Here is a 602-nt window from a genome sequence, read left to right on the forward strand (position 1 = left end):
GAAAAATTCGTATACATCATTGTCACCGGATTAATGCCCAACACACTGAGCAATCCGTTGATAATACCATTGTCAGATAACAGGTTCATCCACGCATAGGTTCTCAGAAGCATATTGATCCAGGTCGGAATGGTTACCGCCATGATCAGCATATCCTGCATCTCCTCCGGACATTTTGCAATAAGGTAAGCCATCGGATAGCCAAGAATCAGACAGACTCCGGTTGTCAGAACACCCATCTCAATGGACTTGATAAATACTTTGATATAAGTTGGTTCATTGATCTTCGCAAAATTCATCAATGTAAAGTTCAGTGTTTTCACCGGATTGCCACTTGTGGTAAATGCGTAAATCGCGATCAACACCAGTGGAATCAGAACAAACAGCACCAACCAGGCGAAATACGGCCCTGTTAATTTTCTAAAATGCTTCATCTAGTAACTCCCCATCTGCCACATAACATGAATGTCTTCCGGCGTAAATGTCAGTCCCACTTCCAGTCCGACAGCAAAATAATCCGTTGTGTCGATTCTGTAATCGCGGTATTTTGTAGTAACAATCGTCTCATAATGCACACCCTTGAAAGTCACAGATTTGACGAT

The 602-nt window shown here is 42.4% G+C and carries 1 protein-coding gene; it reads right to left on the reverse strand.

Annotated features, from left to right (window positions below; all coding sequences use genetic code 11):
* Positions 1-434 (reverse strand): ABC transporter permease (locus WMO25_RS18680; RefSeq protein ID WP_435384329.1); only part of this gene is annotated, 434 nt, incomplete at its 3' end.
* Positions 435-602 lie beyond the last annotated feature (168 nt).

Source organism: Coprococcus intestinihominis (genome assembly GCF_040096555.1).
GTDB lineage: Bacteria > Bacillota > Clostridia > Lachnospirales > Lachnospiraceae > Coprococcus_A > Coprococcus_A intestinihominis.